19 protein-coding genes are annotated in these 22,220 nt (G+C 62.3%); 6 read left to right on the forward strand and 13 right to left on the reverse strand.

Annotated elements, in window-relative coordinates; genetic code table 11:
* Positions 1 to 70 precede the first annotated feature (70 nt).
* From JQ574_RS22290 to JQ574_RS22325, 8 genes are all read right to left on the reverse strand, one after another.
* Positions 71 to 1,450 carry a VWA domain-containing protein gene (locus JQ574_RS22290; RefSeq protein ID WP_212213373.1) on the reverse strand — a complete coding sequence of 460 codons (1,380 nt, stop codon included), beginning with the start codon at positions 1,448 to 1,450 and terminating at the stop codon, positions 71 to 73.
* Between the two features lie 5 nt (positions 1,451 to 1,455).
* A complete protein-coding gene (locus tag JQ574_RS22295; protein WP_192735597.1) occupies positions 1,456 to 2,406 on the reverse strand; it encodes a MoxR family ATPase in 951 nt (316 codons plus the stop codon).
* Positions 2,407 to 2,527: 121 nt separating this feature from the next.
* A complete protein-coding gene (locus tag JQ574_RS22300) occupies positions 2,528 to 4,180 on the reverse strand; it encodes a CBASS cGAMP-activated phospholipase (protein WP_212383847.1) in 1,653 nt (550 codons plus the stop codon).
* Between the two features lie 4 nt (positions 4,181 to 4,184).
* Positions 4,185 to 5,042, reverse strand: a complete 858-nt coding sequence (locus tag JQ574_RS22305; protein ID WP_212383849.1) for a hypothetical protein — start codon at positions 5,040 to 5,042, stop codon at positions 4,185 to 4,187.
* A gap of 70 nt (positions 5,043 to 5,112) precedes the next feature.
* Positions 5,113 to 5,484, reverse strand: a complete 372-nt coding sequence (locus JQ574_RS22310; RefSeq protein ID WP_212213364.1) for a hypothetical protein — start codon at positions 5,482 to 5,484, stop codon at positions 5,113 to 5,115.
* Positions 5,451 to 6,185 carry a toll/interleukin-1 receptor domain-containing protein gene (locus JQ574_RS22315; RefSeq protein ID WP_212213361.1) on the reverse strand — a complete coding sequence of 245 codons (735 nt, stop codon included), beginning with the start codon at positions 6,183 to 6,185 and terminating at the stop codon, positions 5,451 to 5,453. The genes JQ574_RS22310 and JQ574_RS22315 overlap by 34 nt, the downstream gene beginning before the upstream one ends.
* Before the next feature lie 157 nt (positions 6,186 to 6,342).
* Positions 6,343 to 6,804: a hypothetical protein gene (locus JQ574_RS22320; RefSeq protein ID WP_212213358.1), complete on the reverse strand. Its 462-nt coding sequence runs from the start codon at positions 6,802 to 6,804 to the stop codon at positions 6,343 to 6,345.
* A gap of 125 nt (positions 6,805 to 6,929) precedes the next feature.
* Positions 6,930 to 7,562: an HAD-IA family hydrolase gene (locus tag JQ574_RS22325; RefSeq protein WP_212213355.1), complete on the reverse strand. Its 633-nt coding sequence runs from the start codon at positions 7,560 to 7,562 to the stop codon at positions 6,930 to 6,932.
* 113 nt (positions 7,563 to 7,675) lie between these two features.
* Between JQ574_RS22325 and JQ574_RS22330 the strand changes: the two genes are divergently transcribed.
* Positions 7,676 to 8,437: a trypsin-like serine protease gene (locus tag JQ574_RS22330; RefSeq protein WP_212213352.1), complete on the forward strand. Its 762-nt coding sequence runs from the start codon at positions 7,676 to 7,678 to the stop codon at positions 8,435 to 8,437.
* A 99-nt stretch (positions 8,438 to 8,536) separates the two neighbouring features.
* On the opposite strand, the gene JQ574_RS22335 is transcribed toward JQ574_RS22330, so the two are convergent.
* The 3 genes from JQ574_RS22335 to JQ574_RS22345 all read right to left on the reverse strand — a co-directional run bounded on the left by JQ574_RS22335 (position 8,537) and on the right by JQ574_RS22345 (position 14,013).
* The gene (locus JQ574_RS22335; RefSeq protein WP_212213349.1) at positions 8,537 to 10,759 is read right to left on the reverse strand and encodes an acetate--CoA ligase family protein; all 2,223 of its coding nucleotides are present in this window, start codon (positions 10,757 to 10,759) and stop codon (positions 8,537 to 8,539) included.
* Positions 10,760 to 10,958: 199 nt separating this feature from the next.
* Positions 10,959 to 11,528 carry a class GN sortase gene (locus JQ574_RS22340; protein ID WP_212383851.1) on the reverse strand — a complete coding sequence of 190 codons (570 nt, stop codon included), beginning with the start codon at positions 11,526 to 11,528 and terminating at the stop codon, positions 10,959 to 10,961.
* A 214-nt stretch (positions 11,529 to 11,742) separates the two neighbouring features.
* A complete protein-coding gene (locus tag JQ574_RS22345; RefSeq protein ID WP_212213343.1) occupies positions 11,743 to 14,013 on the reverse strand; it encodes a marine proteobacterial sortase target protein in 2,271 nt (756 codons plus the stop codon).
* A gap of 189 nt (positions 14,014 to 14,202) precedes the next feature.
* Between JQ574_RS22345 and JQ574_RS22350 the strand changes: the two genes are divergently transcribed.
* Both JQ574_RS22350 and JQ574_RS22355 read left to right on the forward strand, forming a co-directional pair.
* On the forward strand, positions 14,203 to 14,967 hold the full coding sequence (locus JQ574_RS22350) for a helix-turn-helix transcriptional regulator (protein WP_212213340.1): 765 nt from the start codon (positions 14,203 to 14,205) through the stop codon (positions 14,965 to 14,967).
* A gap of 203 nt (positions 14,968 to 15,170) precedes the next feature.
* Complete coding sequence (locus tag JQ574_RS22355; protein ID WP_192735591.1) at positions 15,171 to 15,380, forward strand: cold-shock protein; 210 nt, start codon at positions 15,171 to 15,173, stop codon at positions 15,378 to 15,380.
* Between the two features lie 110 nt (positions 15,381 to 15,490).
* Here the strand turns inward: JQ574_RS22355 and JQ574_RS22360 are convergent, their stop codons facing one another.
* Positions 15,491 to 17,038: a long-chain fatty acid--CoA ligase gene (locus JQ574_RS22360; RefSeq protein ID WP_212213337.1), complete on the reverse strand. Its 1,548-nt coding sequence runs from the start codon at positions 17,036 to 17,038 to the stop codon at positions 15,491 to 15,493.
* An 88-nt stretch (positions 17,039 to 17,126) separates the two neighbouring features.
* On the reverse strand, positions 17,127 to 18,335 hold the full coding sequence (locus JQ574_RS22365; protein WP_212383853.1) for an ABC transporter substrate-binding protein: 1,209 nt from the start codon (positions 18,333 to 18,335) through the stop codon (positions 17,127 to 17,129).
* 173 nt (positions 18,336 to 18,508) lie between these two features.
* On the opposite strand from JQ574_RS22365, the gene JQ574_RS22370 reads away from it, so the two are divergent.
* From JQ574_RS22370 to JQ574_RS22380, 3 genes are all read left to right on the forward strand, one after another.
* Positions 18,509 to 19,663 carry an acyl-CoA dehydrogenase family protein gene (locus JQ574_RS22370; RefSeq protein WP_212213331.1) on the forward strand — a complete coding sequence of 385 codons (1,155 nt, stop codon included), beginning with the start codon at positions 18,509 to 18,511 and terminating at the stop codon, positions 19,661 to 19,663.
* Positions 19,664 to 19,801: 138 nt separating this feature from the next.
* The gene (locus JQ574_RS22375; protein WP_212213328.1) at positions 19,802 to 20,956 is read left to right on the forward strand and encodes an acyl-CoA dehydrogenase family protein; all 1,155 of its coding nucleotides are present in this window, start codon (positions 19,802 to 19,804) and stop codon (positions 20,954 to 20,956) included.
* A 34-nt stretch (positions 20,957 to 20,990) separates the two neighbouring features.
* Positions 20,991 to 22,202: an acyl-CoA dehydrogenase family protein gene (locus JQ574_RS22380; RefSeq protein WP_212213325.1), complete on the forward strand. Its 1,212-nt coding sequence runs from the start codon at positions 20,991 to 20,993 to the stop codon at positions 22,200 to 22,202.
* Positions 22,203 to 22,220 lie beyond the last annotated feature (18 nt).

Genomic DNA, 22,220 nt, shown 5'->3' on the forward strand with positions numbered 1-22,220 from the left:
AACGGGGTCAACAGGCGGGAATCGGGTGCGCGAGATCAACAATACAGGATTCCGGCGGCTTAGGGTGGAACTACTGATAGCTCGCCACGATATCCGACACTGCGCGTTCCAGCTGCTGCGCGGTCGCGCATTGCCGCACGACGGTGCAGAAGGTCGAATAGCGCGGCATTTCCGAATCGCCCCAGCCCCAGGCCATCCGTCCCTCGGGATTGAGCCACACCAGCCGCTTCGAGCGCTCGCCGATGCGGCGCAGGATATCCGCGCGAGGATCGAGATTGTTGCTGCGGGCGTCGCCGAGGATGATCACCGTGGTCTGCGGCGTGATTGCGTTCATCCATTCATGCTCGAAATCGGCAAAGGAGTTGCCGTAATCCGACGAGCCGAAGCCGGCCTTGGACATGATCTCGGCCATCGCCTCTTCCGGCGATTTGGATTCCAGGATGTCGCTGACCTCGATCAGGTGCCCCGAGAAGGCGAACGAGCGGACATCCGAGACCACTTCATGCAGGCTGTGGATCAGCAGCAGGAAGAAATCGGATACCCGCGCCACCGAACCCGACACGTCGCAGAGTGCGATGATTTTTGGCTTGTCGCGGTGGCGTCGCTTCCATGCGGTGAGGAACGGCACGCCGCCCCAGGCGGCGTTGCGCCGGATGGTTCGGCGCACGTCAAGATGGCCGCGGCGTTGGCGCTTGCGCGGCTTGCTGTAACGCTCGCGCAGGCGACGCGCGATCTGGCGGATCAGAAGCCGCATCTGCTCGACCTGACGCGGCTCGATCCGGGACAGCGGCGCGTTGCGCAAAATCTCGTTGCGCAGGTTCTCGGCTTCCTCGCGGCCGTACAGCATCAAGGCCTGCGAGACGGTTTCGCGCACGGTGTCGCGCAAGCCGTCGAGTGCTGCCTGCAGCCGTTCTGCGAGCGCGGGATTGTTCGCCGTCAGCGCGTCGAGATCGTCGCGCAAGCGCTGGATGCCCATCTGGTCGAGGATGCGGCCCGAGAAGATGCCGCGCTGCGTGAAGTAGCGGATGTCGGACAGCGACGCCGCATTCGAAGCGTTAGCGATCGCGGCGGCCATCGCATTGCGGTCCTGCGACAGCAGCATCTGCGCGAGTTGGCCGAGATCCTGGGCCTGGTCGTCGCCGCCATCGGCGTCGCCTGGCGTATCAGATGCCGCACCCGACTCCGGCGTGTCCGACCTGTCCGTCTCGCTGTCTTCGGGTGGTGGCTGCGACGGTTCGGGCTGATCGAAGAACAGATCAAAACAGTCGCCGAGCGCCTTCTTCTCGTCCTGGGTTTTCGCGAGCGTCAGCAGGAACGTGTCGCGCAGCACGGTGCGGTCGCTGAAGCCGACCTTGGAGACCGCGCGCATCGCATCGATGCTTTCGGCCGGCGAGAGCCTGACGCCTGCGCCCCGCGCCGCACGAAAGAAGCGATGCAGGTTCTCTCTCATCCGTTTTATCCGAAGACGACGCTCTGCCGCGATGTCTTGGCGATGAAGGTGGATACCTGGGGCAGTGTGGCCTCGATATCCGCCTCGTACTTCAGCAGCACGTTGAGCGTATCCTTGACGATCTCGCTGCCGAGTTCGGGCGCCTGCAACAGCACCAGCACCCGCGCCCAATCGATCGTCTCGCTCACCGACGGCAGCTTCTTCAGGTCGAGTGAGCGAACCTCATGGATGAAGCCGACCATCTGCTTGCGCAGCGTCTGCGAAATTCCTGGCACGCGGCTTTCGACGATGCGCTCTTCCAGCTTCTGCTCGGGGAAGCCGATGTGCAAATGGAGGCAGCGCCGCTTCAGCGCGTCGCCGAGATCGCGCTCGCTGTTCGAGGTGAGGATCACGGTCGGCGCGGCGACCGCGGTAACGGTGCCAAGTTCCGGAATCGTGACCTGGAAATCGCTGAGGATTTCCAGCAGCAGCGATTCGAACTCGGCATCCGATTTGTCGATCTCGTCGATCAGGAGCACGCAGCCGGCCGGCTGTTCCAGCGCCTGCAGCAGCGGCCGCGGTTCGACGAATTCCTTGGAGAAGAACACGTCGCCGAAATCGTGCAATTGCGCCAGCGCGTCGTGCAGCGTCTCGGCGCCGCCGAGCACTTCGCCGAGCTTGTCCTTCAGGATCTGCGTGTACAGCAGCTGCTTGGCGTATTTCCACTCGTAGAGCGCCTTGGCTTCGTCGAGGCCCTCGTAGCATTGCAGGCGGATCATCTTCAGCCCGCGCCACGCCGCGATCGCCTTCGCAAGCTCGGTCTTGCCGACGCCGGCGGGACCTTCGACCAGGATGGGCTTGTCGATCTGCTGCGACAGATAGACCGCGGTCGCGATCTGGCGGCTCGCAATATAGCCCTGCGCGGCAAGGCCGCTTTCCACTGCCTCGATCGAGGCGGTCGGCCCTTTGTCAGCCACGGGTTTCAACTCCGAATTCACTGGATTTCAGAGTGTTCTGCCTGCGTTCCCGGCAAAGAACAAGCCTCGTTTGCGGTATTTCGAGCGCATGCAGTTCTGGCATGCGCGCGGACCGAACCGGCTAGAACCGGGTCCAGTCTTCAACCGGAACACCATTGAGAAAACGCGCCTTGACGTCGGCAACCGTATCCGGCTTGGCCGCGACTTGCTTGCCATAATCCTTGAGGTCGGCAATGCGATTGACGTTGTCGAGGCTTACTTCGCCGGGAACGAGGGATAGGTCGACGCGCAACATGCGGGCGTGGCCCGCGAGGTCGTTGGACAGTTCGAGCACGCCTTGCGCCTGTGCATGCATTAGAAGTTCGGCGATGCGGCCCTTCCAAAGCCAGCCAGCGAAGCCCGCCTTGAGGGTGCTGCGCCCGGCAAAGGGTGCGGATGTCGTGCCGACACTGAGAATATCGATATGGTTTAGCGGCACCCGGAGCCGGGAGAGCGCTTCGACCAGCGCTGCCATGCTGGGGTTGTTGGCCCATACCCCGCCATCGAGATAGGCGCGATCATCGACTTCCGCTGCACGGAAATAGGTCGGCGCGGCGGCGGTCGCCAAAGCAATGTCGGTTGCCAGATAATCTGCGGCTGCCGTCAGGGCCGGATGGTGATTGGTCCGGAAAACATGAACGCCGCCGGTTCTGGCGTGACAGGAGGGAATGACGAGCCGGCACCGTGCGTCGCGAAGCATTTTCCAGGGGGCGCTGTCGAAAGCCGTCGCCAATTCGGATTGCAGGATCTCCTGGGCAAATTTTGGTTTGATGAGCGAACGCAGGGTCGCCAGCAATCTCTGCCCAAGACTCGTCATCGGAAAGACGGTGGGTCCCCGCTGTTCATAAAACTCCAGCATCGTCTGCGCCGAGAGGCCCATGCCGAGTCCGAGCGCCAGTATGCCGCCGGTCGAGGTTCCCGCAATCAGATCAAAATGGTCGGTCAGCTTGCACTTCGTGATCCGTTCCCACTCGGCCAGCACCGCGGCGGTGAAGGTGCCCTTGATGCCGCCACCGTCCAGCGACAATATTCGAAACGTGCTGCCACTCCGCGGCTCGCCGCGAACCAATGGAAGCCGGCGCAGCTGTTCGACGATGCGGTCGGCGAGGACGTCTCCCTTCAGTGCGGTGGCGAGCGCGAGATTTTCATCTGGATCGAGGCCATTTCTGAGGTTGCGCAGAATTTCAGGGCGATCGCGCAAATAGCCTTCCGCCGCGCCTCCCATGCTCGCTGCCAAGAAGCACGGCAAACCTCGTTCGCGTGCCAGTTCGAACTCGGCGGGAATTCCGGCGCCGCCCGGATTTTTATCCCAACCCTTGCCCCCGACGACGACGACCGCGTCACATCGTTCTGCGATCCAGTTGCGCAACCGTTCCAGGTTCTGCGCTTTCTTGTCGTCGCCGCCTTCGGCCGGCACCTCATATACGAGACTGCATGATCGCCACGCCTTCGTGTCGACGCCGTACTTGTCCGGCTCGCTGGAAAAGTGCCGGGAAATCGCCATCGTCAGGCAATCGCGTGCACCTCCGGCCTGCTGAAACTCCGCCGCTTGCTGCTGCAGGATCGGCCATATCGTCGGATGGCTGCCATGGATGATGGATCCGCCATCGCGGAAGATACTCGCGCTCAGTCGTGCGACGAACGATCGGATGCTGTCCGGATCGGCGCCGTCGGGAATGGATCCAGACAGCCAGATTCGGGCACCCTTGAGTGGGGCAGCAGAAGAGTCGGCCATATGGTCAAGTCCTTCCACTTCGTTGCGGTAGATTGACTCTCGCGCGATCGATTTCTTTCGGATCGATGTGGGAACGCGGATCGCCTGCGCGGGGATCTTCGCGCCAGTTTCCGGCGCCGAGCGAGCCTCCGACGCTTGAGTCCGGCACCGGGAGAAGCTGCTGCATCAAAAGACTGTATGCGGTCTCGCCGCGCAGCGCGTCGAATGTTTCCGGACTGAGATAGGGTCTGACCTGTTTGAGCAGCTTTGCGCAGGCGGAGCCTGTACTGCCGATCGGATACGCCGGTGTTTCTGGGTGGAAGCTGCGGAAGATTCGAAACTCCCGTTCGACGCCTTCCATGCCGCCAATGAAAACCGCAGCGGTAAACTCATATGTCTTTAGACGTGCGAGGCGTTGCGCGCCGAATTCGTTCGCATGGCCCTCCAGCAGATGAACGGGGTACTTTCCTGGCCTGCCGATCATCTCGTAGCGCATCCGTAGCAGGCTTGCGTTGCGCGTGCCTCCTTCGGGCGTCGCAATCGTCCCGTCGGATTCGTGCGCGGGTGTAACGATGACGCTCTGGTCGGCCGATGATGGCTTGACGTGAAGGCCCGACTGAAACATCAGGGTTATCGGATTTTTGACTGATTTTCCCGGCTTTGTCCCGGTGGCGGCGTCATGCTCGATTCTCGATGCCACCTGCCGGACCAGAGGCGTAATCGCCGGATGGCCGCCGTAGACGACCGGATAATGCGCCAGGGCATGGGCGCAAAAGGCCCGCACCGCTTCGCGAACGTTGAGCAGGTTCTGGCTCTGCCAGTACTCCTCCTTTCGGTCCGGATCGGGCTCGCTGGCGGAGAGGAAAACGGGTGGGATGATCATGGGATGACCGTCCATTGCAGCGCAGTCTTCGGATCAAGATACTGCAAGCGAAGGTGTGAGCCGAGGAAGTTCAGGTGATCGGCCTGGCTGTTGGTGACGCCAAGCGGATCATACAACAACTGCCGCCTGGTATTCCCGCGCTCGCTGCCTGAAATGCCCGTTCGAGATCGCGGCTGGTGGGCACGCCAAGGGCCATATCGATACGGATGCGCGTAACGTCATCATGCAGCTCGATATGGCGACCGAGATATGGAACCACTTTCCATCCTTTGGTCTGGGCATAGGCCCTGACAGGACTCAGCATCTCCTTTTCCCGGCGCCGCTGCATCGCGGTGCGCATGTCGGCGACCCGACGCAGGACTTGCTTGATACCTGCCGGGGTCAATGCCGTGACGACACCATTCTGGGCTATCGCGTTTTTCGCGTTGAGCATAAGCGGCATAAGAATGCGCCTTCCCTCATCCGCTGCACTTTGGGCCAGACCACCTGGATGCCGCTGACGCCGGCCTGATCCGCGAATGCGATCTCCTGCTGCACATAGGGGCGATGCTTGACGTTAGGGCTGTTCAGCAACACAACGGCGTCACTGTCCGCCAGTTCCTGCAACAGTTCCTCCTGGAATACCGCCCCCGGGCGAATCGAGATTGTGTCCATGAAGACGGAATACCAACGCGCCGTGAAGGCTTCACGTAATTGATGCGCTACCGCGCTCGAGTCCATCCGGGCATAACTGATGAAAATCTTCCGCTTCGAGCGCTGCAGCCCGAGCGATTCGAGTACGAGTCCGGCAAGCTCGCCGATGTCGGCCGGATCACTCAACTCGAAGCCGTTGAACTCCGTGACCCCTTGGGGAGCGACCGTCGTGAAGGTGCGCAGATCGGCGACGACAGGAATGATCGGAACAGAGCGCTTCTTCGCTGCGGCAATTGCGTCGGTCTCGCTGGTGCCCATGCCTCTGCGGCAAAGGACGATGGCCACAGCACGCGCATCGACTGGCACAGAGTTGATGCGGCGCTGACCGACGATATCAAGCCGTTCTCCGGATTCACGCAGGTTGCGCGTCCGGCTACGCAATTCCTTGATGAGCCGGGCGCGCCGGGAATCCTCTTTCGCGCCGATAATGATCGCAAAAAAATCGGTCATAAGAAATAACCTCTTTTGATTGATCTAATACAGTATGCAATCTCTGGAGATAATAGCGACAACTACCGCTCGTTTCATCGAGATAATTATCTGCGCACCTTATGGCTTCGGCTGGGCTAATCTGGTGTCGGGCGCCCAACTTCGCTTGTTGCTGCCGTTACATCAACAGGCCGGACATCCGGACCAGGGCATAGCCGGCGATCAGGCCGAGATAGATCGGCCAGATCGACCAGGAGCAGAGCGCCTTGGAGTAGTGTCCAGTGCCGGCAGGCGGCGTTAGATCGAAGCAATCGCCGCGGGTATAGGTCCCCGCGCGAATCTTGGTGACCACGGAATTGTAGAGCTGGCGATAGGATTTTTCGCGGCCGAGATAGGCGGCGTCGACCATACAGAAGATGACGATCGGGATGATCGCGTATGCGACGATATTGTCGTTCTTCAAGGCGCCGGCAAAGCTGAAGAGGGCGCTGACGATGGCCAGACACCACGTCTTGCACTGCGCGCTGTTGCCGGCAAGCCGGGTGATGATTGCCTGCAAATAGTTCAGATGCGCGATGACCGCAGCGTTATCGGCCGGATAGAAAGCCGAAGGGGGTTTTTCCTCTGGAGGAAGTGCCATGATCACAGCCTCTTTGGTCGGTCCGGGGTTCTGGACTGATCCAGACTTTAAAGGAGATGCGACCTCGATTGTACAGCCGTTGGTTGTCGTATGAAAGAGCCAAGGCGCAGGCCAGGCGTTGAGCCCTATCGCAGCGACAATCCGGTCGCCGCCTCCAGCTCCGTGATCGCCTGCGCCGCATTGAGCACCTTGATCGTGGTCATGCCCATTTCGCGCGCCGGCTTCAGGTTGACGCCGAGATCGTCGAGATAGACGCAGTTTTTGGGATCGACCTGCAACGTCTCGACCATCATCTGGTAGATGCGCGGGTCGGGCTTGCGCAGGCCGATCTTGGCGGACTCGATGACGTGATCGAACAGCACCATGACCTCGGCGACATAGAGCGAACGGCCGCTGCGGCTGCCGATCGCGTTGGCCGGAAGATTGTTGGTGATGCAGCCGGTCTTGAATTTGGCCTTCACGCGTTTGAGCGCCTCGACCATTTCGGGGCGTAGATCGCCCGAGAGCAGAGGCAACACATCGCTGCCGCGGACCTCGGCGCCCAGCGCCTTCGATTCCGTCGCGAACAGCGCATCGAAGGCTTCGATATCGACTTCCGCGCGCTCGAATTTCGCCCAGGCGTTTTCCAGATGATTGGCCGCGTTGGTGCGCCGGATGATGTCGGCGGGCAGCCCGCGTTCGGTCTCGAACCGCGTAAAGGCCTCGAACGGCGAAGTGGTCAGCACCCCGCCGAAATCCCAGATCACCGCCTCGACCATTGTTTCCCCGCCATATCTATACGCGACGGGGGAGCGGCTAACACGGAATGCCCTTCGGAGCCAGTCCGATCCGCGGCTTGGCGATGTCGGTTGCGCGGGGTATTGCTGCGGCCATGAAAGTCCTCGCTCGAGTAATTGCCAGTCTTGCGCTGCTGGTGGTCGCGCCCGCTCACGCCATCGTGGGCGGTGGCGCGCCATCCGCCGACGGCGTCGGTCGTTCGGTCGTCACCATTGTCGGTTCCCGCGGCAATTTCTGCACCGGCGCGGTGATCGCGCCCAAAATCGTGCTGACCGCGGCACACTGCGTGCAGCCCGGTGCCGATTACAAGATCGTCGAATATGGTGCGGACAAGCAGCCGTCCTTGCAGGACGTCAAGAGCGTCGCTATTCATCCCGGCTTCAAGATGCAGGCGATGCAGGCGCACCGGGCGACGGCCGATGTGGCGCTGCTGCAACTGGGTTCTCCTGTCAAAGGCAAGACGCCGTCGACGCTCGGCATGCCCAACATTCCGATTCTCGTCGGCAGCCGCTTTACGATCGCCGGCATCGGCGTCACGGCGCGCGGCGATGGCAAGAGCGGCGGCACCATTCGCGCTGCCGGATTGATTGCCACCGGCAAGCCGGGGACGCTGCAGATCCGGCTGGTCGATCCGGTCAATCAGGGGACGCGCGACGGGCTCGGCGCCTGCACGGGAGACTCTGGCGGGCCGGTATTCGAGGACAAGCAATCAGGTCCGGCCATCGTCGGCGTCGTCAGCTGGTCGACCGGACCCAATAGCTCGGCCGGTTGCGGCGGACTCACCGGCGTCACGCCGCTGACGCTCTATCGCGACTGGCTGGTGCAGACCGCGCGGCAATGGGGCGCGGGGTTGTGAGCCCAACTGTCATTGCCGGGCTTGACCTGGCAATCCATCCCCTTCAAGCGATTCATTTTTGATGGATGCGCGGGTCAAGCCCGCGCATGACAAGGGAGCCTAGTGCCCCGCCGCCTTGTTCGCCGCCGCGTTGTTGAGCACGATCAGGCCGTCGACGGCGACGCCGACTTTGCTGTTGATCAGGAACGGATTGACGTCGATCGACGCAATGCGGGTTCCCGCGTCCGCCATCAGATTGGATAGCCCGACCAGCGCCTTCACCGCGGAAGCCTCGTGCAGCGCGGGCTTGCCGCGATAGCCCTTCATCTTGACGCCGGCCTTGGTCTTGCCGATCAGCTGTTTCGCCTCGTCGGCATCGAGCGGCGCGCCGGCAAGCGCCACGTCCTTCATCAGTTCGATATCGACGCCGCCGGTGCCGAACAGCACCACGGGGCCCATCTCGGCATCGAGCGAGGCGCCGACCACGAGTTCGAGGTCGGACTTGACCTGCTGCGCGATCAAAATGCCTTCGAGCTTCGGCTTGTTCTTCAGCTTCTTGACCCGCGCGGTGATGTCGTTGAACGCCTTCTTCACCTCGGCGGAACTGTTGATGTTCAGCACCACACCGCCAATGTCCGATTTGTGCAGGATCTCGGCGCTGACCACCTTGGCGACGACGGGGAAGCCGATTTTTTTGGCGATCTTCACCGCATCCGCGGCGGTCTGCGCGATCTCTTCCTTTGAGACGGGAATGCCGTAGGCCTTCAGCAGCTTTTTCGAGGCGACTTCGTCGAGCGCCGCGGCGCCATTGGCGCTTCTTAGCGTCTTCTCCAGCACGGCACGGGCGGAAGCCTTCGAGCTCGACGCGATCTCCGGCACGACTTTGCGCAGCGAGGCATATTCGATCAACGACTTGATCGCACCCACCGCGCGGTCGAGGCCCTGCATGACCGCGATGTTCGGCAGCGACTTGCGCAGGCCCTTGGTGAATTCGGTAAAGCCGATCGACATCGCGCTGATGTAGACCACGGGCTTGCTGGCGGCGCCCGCCATGTCGTTGACGATACGCAAATTGCGCTCGCGCAGTTCGTGCGGCGCCTTCGGCAGTTCGGCGTCGATGATCACGATATCGGTGTCGGGATCGTCGATCATGATCTTGATCGACTGCATGTAGACGGAGGGGTCGACTACCGCGGCAAATCCGGCATCGAGCGGATTGCCGACGATGCTGCCCGGTCCGAGCATCTTTGCGAGTTTCTCGGTGGCGTCCGCGCTCAGCGGTGCGAAGTTGAGCCCGGCGGAATCGAACGCGTCGATCAAGAGGCCGCGCTTGCCGCCCGACAGCGACACGCCGGCGAGACGATTGCTCTTCGGCGGTTCCGCATGCACGAAACATTCGGTGGTCTCGATCAGTTCGTCGAGGCCGCGAACGCGGATCACACCCTCGCGCGTCGAGATCGCATCGAAGGTTTGGATGGAGCCGGCGAGCGCGCCGGTATGCGCCATCGCCGCCGCACGGCCGCCCTCGGAGGCACCGAGCTTGAGCGCGATGACAGGTTTGCCGGCGGCACGCGCGGCTTTGCAGGCCTCCCGAAACACTTTGGTGTTCCGCACGCCTTCGAGATAGACCACGATCACGCGGATACTTGGATCGGCCGCGAAATAGGCCATCAGGTCCGGAGTCTCGAGCCCGGTCTCGTTGCCGGTCGTGACCATGTAGCCGACACCGACGCCGCGATCTTCCAGCGCCTGCCGGATCGCCATCACGATCGCGCCGGATTGCCCGGCGATTGCGACGGGACCTGCTTCCATCGTCACGATGCGGTCATCGATATTGGTGAACAGGTTTTCGCCCGCGCTCAGATTGCCGAGGCAATTCGGGCCGGTGACGGCAAGGCCGGTTTCACGCACCGCCTCTTTCAGTTCGACCGCAAGCCGCTGGCTGTCGGCGTCCTGCAACTCGCTGAAACCCGAGGTGACGATGGTGGCGGAACGCGCACCGGCGGCCGCGGCGTCGCGGATCACCTGCACCGCGAAACGCGCCGGTACCAGCACCAGCACGTGGTCGGGTTTCTCCGGCAGGCTGGCGAAATCCTTGTAACAGGGGACGCCCCAGATCGTTTCGCGCTTGGCGTTAACAGGGAACAGCTTGCCCTTGTATTGGTACTTGACCAGATTGTTCCAGATGCGCTCGGCATAGTTCCCGGGTTTGTCGGTCGCACCGACCAACACGATGTTGCGTGGGTGGAGCATGGCATGGATACTTTTGACGATGTCGCTGGCGTCGGACGAGGGCGACCAGTTTTCAGCCGAATGCGACGCGTTGACTACCCGAGCTTCCATGGAGCGTGCCCTTACCTTGTTGTTTCCTTTGGCAGACGGCGATCTCGTGCGATCGCTTCGGCCATGCGTTTTCATTCTTTTTATTGAGACTTGAGGAGGGTGGCAACACGCGTTGGCCCGATAGCGCCCTTTGCGCAGCGCACGATATCCCGGCAGGCGGAGTATTCATCGTCGCCCCGGGATTGACGGGCGGATGAACTCAGGGAACAGGCCCGATCAAGGTGGCGTGCAGGAGATAGCGATCCGGCCCTGGCGTCAGCGCTTCGAACGGCCAGCAGGTCGACAGCACCAGTCCATATCCGTCGCGCAGCGGATCGATGCCCGAAGCATCGAAACGCACGATCGAGGTCGAATCCGCGCGATATCGGAATTTCTTGCCGTCGCGGCGCGTGACGTCGATCTCGTCGCCGATGGCGACATTTTGCAGGAAGCGGAAATGCGTATCTCGGTGCGCGGAGTAGACGGCGACGCCGCGCTCGCCCGCATCGGGTGTGTTCTCGACATGGCCCGGGCCGAACGCGAGCGCCTGGCCGCTGCTCCCGGCCAGCACGATGGTGCTGGCATGGATCCGCTTTATTTCGATGCGGGCCACCGGCCAGGTATCCGCCCATGACCACGGCCTTGTCTCGCGGCCGGTGGCGATGGATTCGGTGAACGCGCGCTCCAGTAGGATCTGCGCGAGCGTCGCCTTGGCGTAGATGTAGCCTCCTTGGCCGAGCAGGATGAGGCCGGCGACGGCGAGGAGGAGAGGGAGGATGAAGCGACACATTTGGAACCTCCCGTCATTGCGAGCCACCGGGTCGCGCGGATGCGCCCGATGACAGGCTCCGCGAAGCAATCCATACTTTCTTTGCCGCGCGGTGGATTGCTTCGCTGCGCTCGCAATGACGGTTCGAAAAAAAGTCGCGCGCGCGACCCTGGGGGACGGAGGGCCGCGCGCGCATTCGGGAGGAGCTCGGGGGGCCTCCTCCGTCAAGGGGGCGTCAGGGGATCAACGCCTGGCGCCGATTGAACGCGAACAGGACAAGACTGAATATGAGGAAGATCACACCCAGGATCATTCTCAGTTCGGCATCGGTCGCGGTCTTCGGGAGCTGGACCGTGTTCGGCGCTGCCGTGACCGCAGGGGCCGCGCGTTTCAACGCCGCGACCTGAACCCTGGCCTCGCCGGCCTCGGCGCGACGTTCCATCGGCGTGACCGGCAGTCGCGGGCGTTCACCGAACACTTTGGCGAAATCCCACCCGGCCGGCAGGTTGATCGGCAGTTCCGAAACTTTCAGCGGTTCGCCTTCGGGACGGCTCGGCGTCTTGTCGACCGCGACGAGGCTGGTCAGCCGCGTCACCAGTTGATGATCGAGTGCGAGCGCGAGGATGGTCTTGTCGGCATCCTCCGGGCTCTCCTGCCGTGTGGTGCGCGCAACTTCGGCATCGGCAATCTTGCGCCGCGCCCATAGTTTCGACAGGCCCTTGCCCTCGGCCGCGCTCGCCAGCGGAAGCGTCACCACCCACGGACGGTCACCGATCCGGCCCTTGATCTCGACCGAGCCGGCGAGCTTGTCGAGTTTGGCGGCAAGAATCAGCGGCTCATCGCGGTAGAGGTCCGGGATCGGCGATGGGGTGATGTCGGCGGTGGCGTCGGAGAATTTGGCGGTGAGGTTGTTCACCGCCGGATTCTCCAGTTTCGAGAACAGCCCACGCATGCGCTCCTCGACCTGTTCCACCGAGCCGATATGGGTGAAGGCGCCGCGGCCGAGTTCGGCGGCACGCGTCATCAGATGGGTGTTCGGGGCCGAGCCGATGCCGACCATGAAGATGCGCGAGCGGCCACGCAGCGCGTTGATGGTCTCGAACAATTGCTGCTCATTGCCGATCGCGCCGTCGGTCAGGAACACGACCTGGCGGACATAATTGGAATCGCCAACGCTGTCGCTGAGCGCGGCGCGCATCGCCGGCACCATTTCGGTGCCCCCATTGGCCTGCAGCGCGCCGACGAACGAGGTCGCTTGACCGACACGCTCGCGGTCGGCCGGCACCGAGGCCGGGAACAGCATCTCCATGGTGTGATCGAAGCGGATCACGTTGAAGCGGTCGGCAGGCTGCAGGCGGCCGAGCGCGTAAGTGAGGCTGGCCTTGGCCTGGATGATCGAGACGCCGCCCATCGAGCCGGAATTGTCGATCACGAAGATCACCTCGCGCGGCAGTGGCTTCCTGTCGTTCTGTTCGACCGAAGGCGGCGTCACGAAGGCAAGCAGATAATCGCTGCCGCCGACATGTTCGCGAAACAGGCCGACCGACGGCGCCTTCTCCGCGGCAGGCTTCCAGGTGAGTTCAAAGTCGCGATCCGCCGGCACCACGCCTTCGGCGAGCTTGATGATGAACGTGCTGCCGTCGGGGCTTTCGGTCTTGATGGTGTGATGATGGCTCTTGATCTCGCCGATCGGGAATCCGGCCTGCAGGCGAACCGTGATACTTGTCGGATTGACCGGCGCGTTGGTCGCGGGATCGAGCACCTGCGGAGAGATGCGGTCGCGGTCCGGCACCGGATCGGATTTGCTGGCGCCCCAGCCGCCGCCGGGGCGGAAGTCGACGCTCTGCACCACGGGTGCGGGATTGTAGCGCGGCCCGATCACCATCGGCAGCCGCAGCGAGAATTCATTGCCGCTCTGTGCTACCTGCTCCTGATACTCGATCTGCACCAGCACGGTTTCGCCGGGACCGATATTGGCGACCGAATTGGTGAAGATATTCGGCCGTTCCTGTTCGGTCAGCGCCGCCTTCTGTCCGTTACGTGCCGCTTGCTCATAGATGATGCGGGCCTGTTGCCGCTCCTTGATGTCGCCGACGATGACGCGGTCGCCGACCACCATCTTCAGCGTATCGACGGCGCCGCCGGAGGGCAGCGGATAGACGTAAACCGCCTCGACCCAGTGTTGCGTCGGGTTGCGAAAAATCTGCGTGACGCGGGCGCGGACCGTGGGGCCGGACACGGTGATATCGACATCGATGCCGAGCCGCGAGGCGTCGGTGTAGCCGTCCTCGGTCTTCAGCAGAAGCGAACCGGAACGGACATCGCCCGGCTTGAGGAAAGTGGTCTGCGCGCGCTCCGCCGACCAGGCCGGTTCAAAGCTCAAAAATAAGGCCGCAAATCCGATCAGGAGTGCGGCGGCGCCTTCAAAAGCGAAGAACAGTATTACGCGCATTTTGCGCGACAGACGCGTACGCCTGTCAGGCTGGATTTCACCGCAGATCGTCATTTCCTTCTCCCGTGCGACGTGTTCGTCGTGCAGGAAATCTCCGGTAACGCGCTGACGGGCGCGAGCGGAATGATCGGCATTGTTCAGCCTGACGCCAGCGCAGTGCGCCACGGCAGGGGCGGCTTTGTGCGGGTTTGTGATGGATTGTGCGTCTGGTAGACTGCCCAAACAGGCCGAACAGGGGTGACGATGCCGACGCCGGACAAGCAGCTTTCCGCCGAACAACGCCGGCAGATCGCCGATACCATTCGGGAAGAGATCGCCCGCCGCCGCATCTCCCGGCAATCGTTGGCCGAACTCGCAAAACTCAGTCTTTCGACGCTGGAAAAGGTGCTCGGCGGCCGCCGTCCATTCACACTCGCGACCACGGTCCGGCTCGAACAGGCGCTCGGCGTATCCCTGCGCAAGACGGTGGATGCGCCGGCGCCGGCCGCGCCGGTCAATGGCGACATCGCGCCAGATGGATTGGGCGCCTATTCGCGCCGCGCGGTGGCGTGGATCGAAGGCGCTTATGTCACGATACGGCCGTCGTTCGGCGACAAGGACGCGATCTTCGCCTACCTCACCGAGATTGTCTGGAGTGATGCGGCCTCGTCGCTCGTGTTCCACGAAGGCGAGCGGCAGGATGCCTTGTACACCCAGTTCGGCGAAGTCGCGGTGCCGAACCAGTCCGGCCACATCTATCTCGTCACCAACCGGAACGGTCAGCATCGTCTGATCACGGTGGCGCGCGTGGCGATTTCCGGTGAAATGTACGGCATCATCACCACGCTGCTGGCGGGGCGCGGCTCCATGCTGACGCCGATTGCGGCTCCGATCGCGTATGTGCCGATCAAGATGGTCGCAAACCCGAGTTTTGGGCGCATATCGTCCGATAATGCCAATTATGCGCTGTATCGCGAACGTCTGCGGCGGACGATCGATGAGCCGTTTGCCATGTTTCTGCCCGGTTAGAGCCTGTTTTTGACGCGTTTCTTGACGCGCTATCGTCCCTTGTAATTCCCGCGCAAAGGGCCTATATCCCGCTTATTCGAATTGTCGTTTGCCTTGTTGACTACGCCGACACCGGCCCATCCCCAAGACATCGTTGAAATCGGATCAAGCTCACGCGGAGGTCGTGTGAGCAAAGCGCATTTGCGCATCTTGGAGATAGTTACATGGCTACCGGAACAGTTAAGTGGTTTAACGCGACCAAGGGTTTTGGCTTCATTCAGCCCGACGATGGTGGAACGGACGTGTTCGTTCACATCTCGGCTGTCGAACGCGCAGGCCTGAGCTCGCTCAACGAAGGTCAGAAGATCTCGTTCGAAGCGAAGAAGGACCCGATGCGCGGCAAGACCAGCGCTGAGAACCTTCGCGTCGACTAACAAAGGTTGCTGATTACGGATTACCACGGATGTACTGGGATCCTCTAATTAGCCTCTGATACAGAAGCCCGCCGGTGCAAATCGGCGGGCTTTTTGTTGCCAGCACATCATCACGAGGCAATGGCTTTGTCGGTCGGCTTCGAAACGCTGAAATTCTTTCGCAGCGTCGGCTTGTGAATCTTTCCCGTCGCGTTGCGCGGCAGGGCGTCGACGAACTCGATCAGCCGCGGGCATTTGAACCGCGCCAGATTGGCCTGGCAGTGCGCGTGGATGTCGTCGGCCGAAAGCGTATGGCCGGGCTTCACGGCCACGATCGCCATGCCGACTTCGCCCCATTGCTCGTTCGGGATGCCGATCACGGCGGCTTCGGCGATGGCCGTCAATTGATGCAGCACGCTCTCGACCTCGGCCGGATAGACGTTCTCGCCGCCGGAAATGTACATGTCCTTCCAGCGATCGACGATGTAGTAGAAGCCCTCTTCATCGACGCGCGTGGCATCACCGGTGTGCAGCCAGCCGTCGGTGAAGGATGATTGATTGGCATCCGGCCTGTTCCAGTAGCCGGGCGTGACGTTCGGTCCCTTGACCCAGAGTTCACCGAGCTCGCCGACATCGGCGTCCGTCCCATCAGGGCGAACGATCCGCACTTCCGTATGCAGCACCGGCTTGCCGGAGGAGCCGGCCTTGCGCGCGGCGTCCTCCTTGTCGAGCGTCAGCACCGCGGGGCTGGTCTCGGTCATGCCGTACCCCTGCTGCAAGGCGACGCCGCGGGCTTCCCATATTTTCAGCAGCGGCACCGGCATCGGCGCGCCACCGACACCGCCGATCACGAGCCGGCTGAAATCGGCTGCAGCAAACGACGGATGCTGCGACATGAACTGGTAGATCGCGGGCACGCCGAAGAACTGGTTGATGCCTTGGGAGGGATCGCTGATCAATTGCAGCGCAAGCCCAGGATCGAACGCGCGCATGATCAGCACGGTGCCGCCGGCGTGGAGCACGGGATTGGTGTAGCAATTCAGCCCGCCGGTGTGGAACAGCGGCAGCACCGTGAGCAGCACCGACGACGGCGAGATGTACGCGGGACCGCCGAGATTGACGCAATTCCAGAACGTCATGCCGTGGGTGATGATCGCGCCCTTCGGCTGGCCCGTAGTGCCCGAGGTGTACATGATGGTCGAGATGTCATCGAGCGTGACCATCTCCGCGCGATCGAGCGGCTTTGACGCGGCGATCGCCGCTTCATAGGAGCCACCCGGACCAAGCAGCAATGCCGATGAAACGTTGCAGAGTTTGGCGACCGATAGCGCGACCTCGGCAAGATCGGTGTCGTGGATCATGACCTTTGGCGAGGCGTCGCCGACAATGAACTGCAGCTCGGGAACGGTGAGGCGGGTGTTGAGCGGCAGGAACACGGCGCCGATCCGGAAGCAGGCGAACTGCACCTCCAGCGTATCTGATGTGTTCAGCGCCAGCACCGCGACCCGGTCGCCGCGCGCGATCTTGAGTTTGTCGCGCAGATGGGTGGCGAGCAGCGAGATCCGCGTATCAAACTCCGCATAGGAAAGCCGGCGCTGGCTGGTGAGGTCGATCGCCGCGATCTTATCCGGCGTGCGGCGGCCGAAATGGGCGATCCAGTCGTAATAGCGGACGGACAAGGCTTCCTCCTGACGTCGCGCGTGCGCGTTGCACCCGCGGTCTCGTGTGCGATTGAGTCAGACTCTGAGGGCGAGGGAGCGAGCCACTTCACGAACCCCGCAGCAATTCGCTGATCACGTTGAACTGGTTGTCGCGAAATTCGACCATGTAGCCGTCCTTGATGGGGCGATAGTCTTTCGGTGAGGTGTTGAGCTTGACGCCCGGCATCAAGAGCGGCAGTTGCACATCCCTGAGGTTGGCGGCCTGCGCCATGATGTTCTCGCGGCTCAGATCGTTCTTGCACTGCTCCAGCACCACCACCAGCGCTTGGGCGACCATGTAGCCATATCCGGCGGCGAAATTCGCCGGATCGACTTTCGGCACCCGCGCCTTCATGAATTCGCGGTAGGCGATCAGGTCAGGATCTTTGGAGTCGGCCGCATAGGGCTTTAGCGATCCGACCGACATGATGCCGCTCGCGGCCTCCAAGCCCGCCGGCACCATCACGGTTTCCTTGTTGGCGCAGCCCGAGGAGATGAAGCGCATCGGACGCCAGCCGGTCTCATAGGCTTTGCGGATCGCCTGCGCGCAGGCGCGCGGCGTCACGCTGTAGATCAGGAAAACGTCGGCCTTGGTATTGGCAAGGGTGAGGATCTGCGAATCCACGCTGGGATCGGCGACTTCGAAGCTCGATGCCAGCGCGATCGCCTTGTCGGCGTCGGCCCCAAGCGCCTCTTTCACGCCGCGCAAATAATCCTTCCCGGCGTCGTCGTTCTGGTAAAGGATCGCAAAGCGTGCATTGGGATTTTTGGCGCGCGCATAGCGCACGTCGATGCCGGCTTCCTCGACGTAATTCGGTGCCCAGGGCAGCGCCATCAGCCAGGGCTGGTTGACCGGATCGTTCCATTTCGACGCGGATGAGATCAGGAACAGGTGCGGCACCTTGGCGCTGTTGAGGTACTTTGCGGTCGCCGAACTCGGCGCGGTGCCCATGGTGCCGAACATGAAGGCGACGTTGTCGCTTTCGACCAGCCGCCGCGTCGCCTCGACCGTCTTCGGCGGCGAGAAGCCGTCGTCAAGCGAGACCATGTTGAGCTTGCGCCCGTTGACGCCCCCCTTCTCGTTGACCATGTCGAAATAGCCGGCAAAGGCCTTGCCGACGACGCTGAGCGCCGAGGCCGGGCCGCTATACGGCATGATGTTGCCGAACTTGATTTCGGTAGCGGTGATGCCGGGCTGTTGCGCGAAGGCAGCTGACGATGCGGCGAGGGACAGCGCCAGGAAAATGGCCGGGACAGATTGGCTCCATCGGATCATGCTTCATCTCCCCGGCGTTTTGCCGATTTTGTGTTATTGCTTTTTTGCAGAAGGCTAGGGCATGGCCGGGGAACCGGTCTTGCGTTGAGTTGCTGGCGCTGGCGCCCGCCAGCCGCTCAACGCAAGTTTACGCAGGCCGATTCAGGGCATCGTGATTCCGTCGGGAGGACAGCATGCTGGAGCGGACAAAGGCGAACAGCCCGTTTTACAACGCGGATCACGACGCGTTTCGCGACGTGATGCGACGCTTTGTGACGCGTGAGATCGAGCCCTATGCCCATGAATGGGACGAAGCCGGCGAGTTTCCGCGTGAGCTGTACGCCAAGGCCGCCGAGATCGGCTTGCTGGGCCTGGGCTTTCCCGAGGAATATGGCGGCGTCGCCGCCGACCAGTTCCTGAAAATCGTGGCCTCGCAGGAACTCGCGCGTGCCGGCGCGGGCGGTGTCTCCTCCAGCCTGATGAGCCACACCATCGGCGCGCCGCCGATCGCGCGTGCCGCCCGCGCCGAAATCAAGGCGCGGGTGCTGCCGGAGGTGCTGTCCGGCAAGAAGATATCGGCGCTTGCGATCACCGAACCGAGCGGCGGCTCCGACGTCGCCAATCTGCGCACCAAGGCGCGCCGCGACGGCGATCATTACGTCGTCAGCGGCGAGAAGACGTTTATCACCTCCGGCATGCGGGCCGATTATCTCACGGTCGCCGTGCGCACCGGCGGTGAGGGCGCGGGCGGCGTCAGCCTGCTGCTGATCGAGGGCGATACGCCGGGGCTGTCGCGCACCAAGCTCAAGAAGATGGGCTGGTGGGCGTCGGATACAGCGACGCTGCATTTCGACGAATGCCGTGTGCCGGTCGAAAACCTGCTCGGCGAGGAAGGTCAGGGCTTCAGGCTGATCATGCATAATTTTAACAGCGAACGGATGGGCATGGCGGCGAGCTGTACGGCCTATGCGCGCGTCTGCGTCGAGGAGGCAATTGCCTACGCCAGGGAGCGCCACACCTTTGGCAAACCGATCGCGCAGCACCAGGTGATCCGCCACAAGCTGGTCGACATGGCGCAAAAAGTCGCGGCCTCGCAAGCGATGCTGGAGATGCTGGCATGGCGGCTCGGACAGGGCGAAAGCCCGGTCGCCGAGATCTGCATGATGAAGAACCAGGCGACCCAGACCATGGCGTTCTGCGCCTCTGAAGCCGTGCAGATCTTCGGCGGCGCCGGCTTCATGCGCGGCATCAAGGTCGAGCGCATCTATCGCGAGGTGAAGGTCAATGCCATCGGCGGCGGCACGGAGGAGATCATGAAGGATCTGGCGTCGAGGCAGATGGGATTGTGAGAGATACGCTCGCACTTCCGTCATTCCGGGGCGGGCGCGAAGCGAGCGAGCCCGGAATCCATAACCACGATCGTGAGTATGGATTCCGGGCCTGCGCCAAGTGGCGCATCCCGGAATGACGAGGGATAGACTGACAAAATGCTCTTCACCGCCGACCACGACGAACCCCGCCGTATCCTGCAAAAATTCATCGCCGCCGAGATCAATCCCTTCGTCGACGAATGGGAGGAGGCCGGACAATTTCCCTCACATGAGTTGTTCAAGAAGCTCGGCAATCTCGGCTTTCTCGGGCTCAACAAGCCCGTGGAGTTTGGCGGGCAGGGGCTCGATTACAGCTACGCGCTGATGATGGCCGAAGAGCTCGGCGCCATCCATTGCGGCGGCGTGCCGATGGCGATCGGGGTCCAGACTGACATGGCCACCCCGGCGCTGGCTCGGTTCGGTTCCGATGAAGTGCGTCGTGAATTTTTGGCGCCCGCGATCGCGGGCGATGCGGTGGCCTGCATCGGCGTGTCCGAGCCGGGCGCCGGCTCCGATGTCGCTTCGATCAAGACCAATGCCCGGTCGGATGGCGACGATTACGTCATCAATGGCGGCAAGATGTGGATCACCAATGGCGTAAAGGCGGACTGGATTTGCCTGCTCGCCAATACCAGCGATGGGCAGGTGCATCGCAACAAGTCGCTGATCTGCGTGCCCATGAAAACCAAGGGTGTCGAGGTCGCGCGAAAACTCGACAAAATGGGCATGCGCTCGTCCGACACCGCGCAGATTTTCTTCGATAATGTGCGGGTGCCGAAGCGCAACCGGATCGGTGAGGAGGGTAAGGGCTTTACCTACCAGATGGTGCAGTTCCAGGAAGAGCGGCTGTGGGGCGCCGCGGCGTGCCTGAAGGCGCATGAGTACATTATCGCCGAGACGATCGAATATACCCGCAACCGAAAAGCGTTCGGCAAGACCCTCCTCGACAACCAGGTGGTTCATTTCAAGCTTGCGGAAATGCAGACCGAGGTCGAGCTGTTGCGGGCGCTGATCTACCGCGCTGCCGAGGCGCTGATCGCGGGCGAGGACGTCACGCGTCTTGCGACCATGGCAAAGCTCAAGGCCGGACGGCTGGGACGCGAACTCACCGATGCCTGTTTGCAATTCTGGGGCGGCATGGGCTTTATGAACGAAACACACGTCAGCCGCGCCTATCGCGACAGCCGCTTGACCTCGATCGGCGGCGGCGCCGATGAAGTGATGCTGACGGTCTTGTGCAAGATGATGGGCACGCTGCCGGGAGCGAAGTAGAATTCAACTTACCGAACCATGAACGGATATCGAAATGCTCTATCAGGAGAGCCAGAAGGTCACCGAGCTGAAGCACCGCCTTCAGTCCTTCATGGATCGCCACGTCTATCCGAATGAAGAGCGCTTCTACAAAGAGGCGGAAGAGCTGGGAGCCTGGAAGGTTTTCCCGGTTGTCGAGGAGTTGAAGCCGAAGGCGCGGGAGGCCGGTCTCTGGAACCTGTTCCTGCCCGAGAGCGAACACGGCGCCGGTCTGACCAACCTCGAATACGCGCCGCTGTGCGAAGTCATGGGGCGCTCGCATCTCGCGCCCGAAGTCTTCAACTGTTCGGCGCCCGACACCGGCAACATGGAAGTGCTGGCGCGCTACGGCACGCGCGAGCATCAGGAGCGCTGGCTCAAGCCGCTGCTGGCTGGCGAAATCCGCTCCTGCTTTGCCATGACCGAACCTGCGGTCGCCTCCAGCGACGCCACCAATATCGAGAGCTCCATCCGGCGCGACGGCGATGATTACGTCATCAACGGCCGCAAATGGTACACCACCAACGCGACCGACCCGCGCTGCAAGATCTGCATCTTCATGGGCAAGACCGATCGCGATAATCCGGATCGCCATCGCCAGCAGTCGATGATCCTGGTGCCGATGGACACGCCAGGCGTCAAGGTGCTGCGGTCGATCCCGGTGTTCGGGTTCTATGGCGTGCCTGACAGGGCCTCGGAAGTGGTGTTCGAGAATGTCCGCGTGCCCGCCACCAACATGCTGCTTGGTGAGGGCCGCGGCTTCGAAATCGCGCAGGGTCGTCTCGGTCCTGGCCGTATCCACCACTGCATGCGGTTGATCGGGCTCGCCGAACGGACGCTGGAAAAGATGTGCGTGCGGACCAGAAGCCGGGTTGCGTTCGGCAAGCCGGTTTCGGAGCAGACCGTCACGCAGGAGCGAATCGCGGAATCGCGCATCATGATCGAGCAGTCGCGGCTCCTTACGCTCAACGCGGCGCATATGATGGACACTGTCGGCAACCGGGCGGCCAAGGCGGAAATCGCGATGATCAAGGTCGCGGTGCCCAACATGGCGTGCCAGGTGATCGATTGGGCCATTCAGGCCCATGGCGGCGGCGGCACCAGCAACGATTTCGGCCTGGCTGCGGCCTATGCTACGGCGCGCCTGCTCCGCCTCGCCGACGGTCCGGACGAGGTTCATCGCAACCAGATTGCCCGCCTCGAACTGCGCAAGCACAGCAATGCCTGAGGCGCGGCGCCAAGATGA

Source organism: Bradyrhizobium sp. AUGA SZCCT0158 (genome assembly GCF_018130065.1).
Lineage (GTDB): Bacteria > Pseudomonadota > Alphaproteobacteria > Rhizobiales > Xanthobacteraceae > Bradyrhizobium.